Source organism: Peptoniphilus indolicus ATCC 29427, assembly GCF_000227315.1.
Classification (GTDB): Bacteria; Bacillota; Clostridia; order Tissierellales; family Peptoniphilaceae; genus Peptoniphilus; species Peptoniphilus indolicus.
The window spans coordinates 156,899-162,720 of sequence record NZ_JH165064.1 but is presented as its reverse complement, the minus strand read 5'-3'; the positions used below and the strand labels follow the sequence as shown (position 1 = coordinate 162,720).

Annotated in this window: 5 protein-coding genes and 1 pseudogene; all 6 read left to right on the top strand. The window is 30.3% G+C overall.

Annotated elements, in window-relative coordinates; all coding sequences use genetic code 11:
- Positions 1 to 200: 200 nt before the first annotated feature.
- The 6 genes and pseudogenes from HMPREF9129_RS08425 to HMPREF9129_RS10770 all read left to right on the top strand — a co-directional run bounded on the left by HMPREF9129_RS08425 (position 201) and on the right by HMPREF9129_RS10770 (position 5,792).
- Positions 201 to 688: pseudogene (locus HMPREF9129_RS08425) on the top strand (DUF4411 family protein).
- A 170-nt stretch (positions 689 to 858) separates the two neighbouring features.
- Complete coding sequence (locus tag HMPREF9129_RS08420; RefSeq protein WP_040552894.1) at positions 859 to 1,044, top strand: hypothetical protein; 186 nt, start codon at positions 859 to 861, stop codon at positions 1,042 to 1,044.
- A gap of 19 nt (positions 1,045 to 1,063) precedes the next feature.
- A complete protein-coding gene (locus tag HMPREF9129_RS08415; RefSeq protein WP_004822509.1) occupies positions 1,064 to 1,531 on the top strand; it encodes a terminase small subunit in 468 nt (155 codons plus the stop codon).
- Positions 1,515 to 2,768: a PBSX family phage terminase large subunit gene (locus HMPREF9129_RS08410; RefSeq protein WP_004822506.1), complete on the top strand. Its 1,254-nt coding sequence runs from the start codon at positions 1,515 to 1,517 to the stop codon at positions 2,766 to 2,768. Before HMPREF9129_RS08415 ends, HMPREF9129_RS08410 begins: the two co-directional genes overlap by 17 nt.
- Positions 2,769 to 2,779: 11 nt before the next feature.
- The gene (locus HMPREF9129_RS08405) at positions 2,780 to 4,183 is read left to right on the top strand and encodes a phage portal protein (RefSeq protein WP_004822505.1); all 1,404 of its coding nucleotides are present in this window, start codon (positions 2,780 to 2,782) and stop codon (positions 4,181 to 4,183) included.
- Positions 4,152 to 5,792 (top strand): minor capsid protein, encoded by a 1,641-nt coding sequence (locus tag HMPREF9129_RS10770; RefSeq protein ID WP_004822503.1) that lies wholly within the window; start codon positions 4,152 to 4,154, stop codon positions 5,790 to 5,792. Before HMPREF9129_RS08405 ends, HMPREF9129_RS10770 begins: the two co-directional genes overlap by 32 nt.
- Positions 5,793 to 5,822: the final 30 nt, after the last annotated feature.

Here is a 5,822-nt window from a genome sequence, read left to right as displayed (position 1 = left end):
AAAGTATAACTACGCTTAACGTAGGCAAAAAAATAATTCAGGCGGGAATTACTATAATAATCTAAATTCAAAATTAAGTGAGAATTTTAAAAGAGATGTTATATACAATATTGAATCTAATAATATAAGTTATACTGAAGGATTTAGACTTTTAGGAAATATAAAAGCAAAAGCATATGGAAATCTTAAGGAGATAACATATGGAATTTAAATTTTTATTGGATACAAACATTTTCATAACAGCATATAAGCATACATATCCAATGGATGTATTCCCTTCATTTTGGGATAAACTCATAACAAACGGTGGAAATAAAATTATACTCTTAGACAAAATTTATGATGAATTACTAGTTGGAGATGATGGATTAATAGATTGGATTAAAGAGAATAAAAATAATTTCACAAATATTACTAGTTCAGATGCTGATATTATCAGCAATTATACTCAAATTGCAGATAAAATTGAGAATGAAAGCAAATATGAAGATACGGCTAAATATGAGTATTATAATGTAGCTGATTCATGGATTTGTGCAGCAGCACTAGCAAAAAATATATTATTGTTACTAATGAAATCGGTTCAAACACTAAGAAAAGAATTAAAATTCCTGATGTTTGTGAAGCTTTTGGAATTGAATATATCACTCCTATTGACTTTATAAGAAGAATAGGAATGAAGCTTTAATTTTACTCTGGATTTTGTGCGTTTTGTGCGAAATGTGCGTGTTATATTAATAGAGTAGAAAAGTGTATTCAACTTTTAACCTCTTAGATAGTTAGTAAAGAGAACCTTAAATTAATAGGGTTCTTTTTTTGTTCAAATGTTATAGTATGTATATAAAGGAGGTAATTAAAGTGGATAGAATAGATGAACTTCTTATAAGAGACGATAAAGAGTCCAATTTTGAGATTGAGAAGATTCTTGAAGAAAAGTTTCGTGGTTTAAGTAAGTCTGATTTACAAAAATTAATATTTAAGACTGAAAACAACTTACATGCAACTATGTACTATCTCCATAAATACAAAGGTTGGAGATACTAATTAGAAAGGACGGTGAAGCATGGCATTAACGGATAAACAAAAGCTTGTGGCTGATGAGTATATTAAAACTCTTAATAGGACTGAAAGTTATTTAAAATACTATAAGAACGTAAAGAACAGAGAGACGGCTCGTGCTAATGCAAGCCGTCTTTTTAACACTCAAGAAGTTAAAGAATATGTTGAAGATAGAATGAAGGAGCTTGATGAAGAACTTATTGCTGATCAGCGTGAAATTCTTAGAATGCTTACAAGGGCGGCAAGAAGGCAGGAGATTGATTATCAAGTGGTCATGACTAAAAAGCCTAGTTTTGATGAGAATGGGAATTTTTTAGGTATTGAAGAAAAGCCGGAGGTTGTCGAGCTACCAACTCAAAATAAGGATAGTATTAAGGCTCAAGAACTTTTAGGTAAAAGGTTTGGTATGTGGACTGATAAATTGGAAATCAAAGCGGAAAGTGTTGTGATTGTAGATGACATCGAAGATTAAACTATCTGAAATAATACTGCCTAATTTTAGAAGTATCCACAAAGAGATAAAAGCTAATAACTATTTAAAATATGTATTCAAAGGCGGCAGAGGTTCGGGGAAATCTTCTAATATAGGCATAGAACTCATTTTAGATATAGTAGCAAATCCAATAACTATTCTTTGCGTAAGAAAAGTTGGAAACACTCTTCAAGAATCTTGCTATGAACAGTTAAAAGAGGCAATAAGTATATTAAATCTTGAACCTTATTTTAAATTTAATTTAAGCCCTTTAAAGATAACATATACACCGCGTGGTAATTCAATAATTTTTAGGGGCGCTGATGATCCTGCAAAGATAAAATCTATTAAGGTGGCAAAGTTTCCTATAGCAAGGTTATGGATAGAAGAACTTGCTGAATTTAAAACAGAAGATGAAGTATCTATGATTGAAAATTCTGTTTTAAGAGCTGAACTTGCGGATGGGTTAAAATATAAGTTTTTTTATTCTTATAATCCGCCTAAAAGAAAACAGTCTTGGGTTAATAAGAGGTACGAGACTCAATTTATACTAAAGAATACTATAGTACATCGTTCAACATATTTGGATAATACTTTTATTTCAAAAGATTTTATTGATGAGGCAGAGCATATCAAAAAAACTAAACCAAATAAATATGAATGGGAATATTTAGGCAAGCCAATAGGGAGTGGTGTTGTGCCATTTGATAATTTAATTTTTAGAGAGATTAGCACTAAAGAGTTACTTTCATTTGACAATATAAGACAAGGTATTGACTGGGGATATGCTAATGACCCTTTGCATTTTATGAGACTTCATTATGACAAGATGAGAAGAAAAATTTATATATTTGGGGAGATACACGAGGTTAAACTCTCTAATAGAAATGCAGCTATTAAGATAAAAGAAAATGGTTGGAATGATACAAAAATATTTGCTGATAGTGTTGAGCCAAAGTCAATAGATGAGATGTGGGAATATGGGTTAAAAGTGTACGGAGCTTCTAAGGGGCCGGGTTCAGTTGAATTTGGTGAAAAGTGGCTTGATGATTTAGAGGAGATAATAATAGATCCTGTAAGATGTCCTAATACTGCAAGAGAATTTGAAAATATAGATTACCAAGTAGATAAAGATGGTAACACAAAAAATAAACTGGAAGATAAAGATAACCATTCAATTGACAGTTGCAGATATGCACTTACAGAAGATATGAGGGGCAACTTAGTAGGATTTTAGGTGGTGAGAATTTGGATTTAAGTAAATTAACAGAGGAACAGATTAAAAAGTTTGTAGAGATTAATATATTAGCTCATGATATTATAAAACAAGAAATGCAAATAGGGATAGATTATTACAATTATGGCCAAGCTATTGATGAAAAGATAAGGGCTACAATAGGTAAAGACGGAAGGTTAGTAAGAATTAAAGCTCTACCAAATACTATTATAAAAGATAATCAGTATGCACGTGCGGTAGACCAAAAAATCAATTATCTATTATCAGACAAGCCAAACATTGATTCAGATGATGAGACAGTGGTAAATTTTATAAATGAGTTTATTGATAATAGGTTTATGAGAACTATGAATAATTTAGCAGCTGATTCATTTAATACAGGAATAGGTTGGCTATATTTATTTACTGATGGACAAGATGTTAAATTTAAAAGATTAGATCCATTGAGTGTAATTCCTGTGTGGAAAGATGATAATCATGACAGCTTAGAGGCTGTCATTTTGTTTGTATCAAAAGAGGAATTTAACGGTAATACAATAAAGAAGAAAGAGTATGTTTATTTCTACACTCAAGATAAGATAAGAGTATATTCTTTTGAAAATGGACATTTAGAGTATTTAACGGATGAGCCGTATTTGGAAAAGAACGGATTAAGTTATAGTTACAAGAAACTACCTTTTGTGTATTTTAAGCAGCCTAATGAGTTAGCTTTAATTAAAAAAGTTAAGTGTTTACAGGATGCATTGAATTTACTGCTTAGCAACTATGCTGATAATATGTTTGAAAATCCTATGAATACTATCTTAATTCTTAAAAATTATGAGGGTGAAGATTTAGGGGAATTTAGAGAGAATTTAGCACAGTATAGAGCTGTTAAAGTTAGAACGGCAGATGGAAGTCAAGGCGGAGTAGATACTCTTGAAGTTACGGTTAATTCAGAGAATTATAAAGTTATCATTGAGCTTATAAAGAAAGCTATTGCACATAATGCCAGAAGTCTATATCTAGACAATGAAAGGTCGTATAATGCCCCAAATACTTTAAATATTAAGGCTATGTATTCTGATATGGAGCTGGATGCTAACAAACTAGAGTTAGAGTTTACAGCAAGTTTTGATTATATGTTTGAATTTATAGGTATAGTTAAGAATGTTAATTTTAAAGGAGTAGACATTAAATTCAAGCGAAACATAATGGTAAATGATGAGTCTACTGTTGAGATGATTAAAAATAGTATTGGAATTATATCAAATGAAACTTTAGTTTCTAATCATCCTTTTGTAACTGATAAGGATGAAGAGTTGGAACGAATAAAAAAAGAAAGAGATGAGAAAATTAAACTTTATGATGATTATCCTGACTTAGGTGGTGAAGCACGTGCGAATGGATTGGGAGAAAAGAATAGAAAAGCTTAACGAGAATGTGTTTAGAGAGTCTGAAGAATATGTTAAAGGAATACGAAAGATTTATGATTTTGAAGTAAATAAAATACAGGATAAAATTTATAACCACTTGACTAAGCTACAAGCTGAAGCAGGTGGTATTTCTTTATTCGAAGCTAAAAAAATGCTAAATGACAAAGAGTTGAGTTTATTTAAAATGGACATGGATGAGTTTATGAAAAAGTCTAAGGGAAGTATAACTCCTGAAATAGAAAGAGAGCTAGATATCATTTCTCACAGAGTGAGGATATCAAGGCTTCAAGCTATGGAGTTAGAGCTTAAGAAGACTGTTGCAAATCTAATGTCCAAGGAAGATAAAGGATTATTTAATCATTTAGGAAAGACTTACGAGAAGAGATATTATAATGAATTGTATGAGCTTCATAGGATAGTTGGTTATTCAAATTTTCAAAGTATTGATAAAGGTACTCTAAAAACTATACTAAAAACACCATGGACAAGTGATGGGAATGAATTTTCAAATAGAATTTGGGAAAGGGGCAATAAGCTTGTTAATTCTTTAAAAGATAATTTAACAAGAGATATCATAAGAGGAACATCTCCGGATGAATCAATAAAAAATATTGCCAAAGAGTTTGAAACTTCTAAATATAGTGCCGCTAGGCTTGTGATGACTGAAACTGCTGCCATTAATTCAAAAGCTGTTCAAGATTCATATAAAAAGTTAGGTGTTGAAAAATATGAAATAATAGCAACTTTAGATTTAAAAACAAGTCAAATTTGTAGAGATATGGATGGCAGAGTATTTGAGTATAAAGATTATAAAATAGGCATAACTGCTCCACCTTTTCACCCTAATTGCAGAACAACTACTGTTCCTTATTTTGATGATATAGATGATGAAACTAGGATGATTAGAAATCCTGAAACTGGAAAATCTGAAAGAATAGAAAAGCTTAGCTATGGCGAATGGTATGAAAAATATGTTGATGTAAGCAGTGAAAAAGAGTATACTAATAACAAACAAACGTTCGACAATGATTTTAAAACAACTATATTTAAAAAATATTCAGAGTTTGTAGAATTTTATGGTCAAGATAAACTTGATGAATTTGAATGGTCAGTTAATGCTGAAGAAGCTGAAAGTATTGCTTATTACTCGCATAGAGGGGACAAAACAATAAATTCCATTTTGAGAAGTGCAAAGATAAAAGGTGAAATTGAAAGACACATAAAAAATATAGATAATGTAATATCCAACTTTGATTTACCGGATAAAATATCAGTGTATAGAGGAAGCGACTTAGATTTCTTATATAAAAAGTTTGATACTAACAATATACAAGATTTTGTAGGTAAAAGTTATATAGACAAAGGATATGTAAGCACTTCGTTACTTTTAGAAAAAGCTTTCTATAAAAAAGAAGCTATGTTTGAGATATATATTCCAAAAGGAAAAGGTATTGGAGCTATGATTAGTAGTTTTAGTAATCATTTTGATGAATATGAATTCTTATTAAAAAGAGATTTAGAATTTAAAATACTTGATGTAAAAGAAACGGGGCTTATAGTGAATAATAGAACTATGCCATTGCTTATTATGGAGGTTAAAAATGTTTAAGTTTGATGAAAAAGACTTTAAAAAGTATTT

Coding starts and splice junctions, on each gene's coding strand:
- HMPREF9129_RS08415 (WP_004822509.1), top strand. CDS start 1,064: ATGGCATTAACGGATAAACAAAAGCTTGTGGCTGATGAGTATATTAAA.
- HMPREF9129_RS08410 (WP_004822506.1), top strand. CDS start 1,515: ATGACATCGAAGATTAAACTATCTGAAATAATACTGCCTAATTTTAGA.
- HMPREF9129_RS10770 (WP_004822503.1), top strand. CDS start 4,152: ATGGATTGGGAGAAAAGAATAGAAAAGCTTAACGAGAATGTGTTTAGA.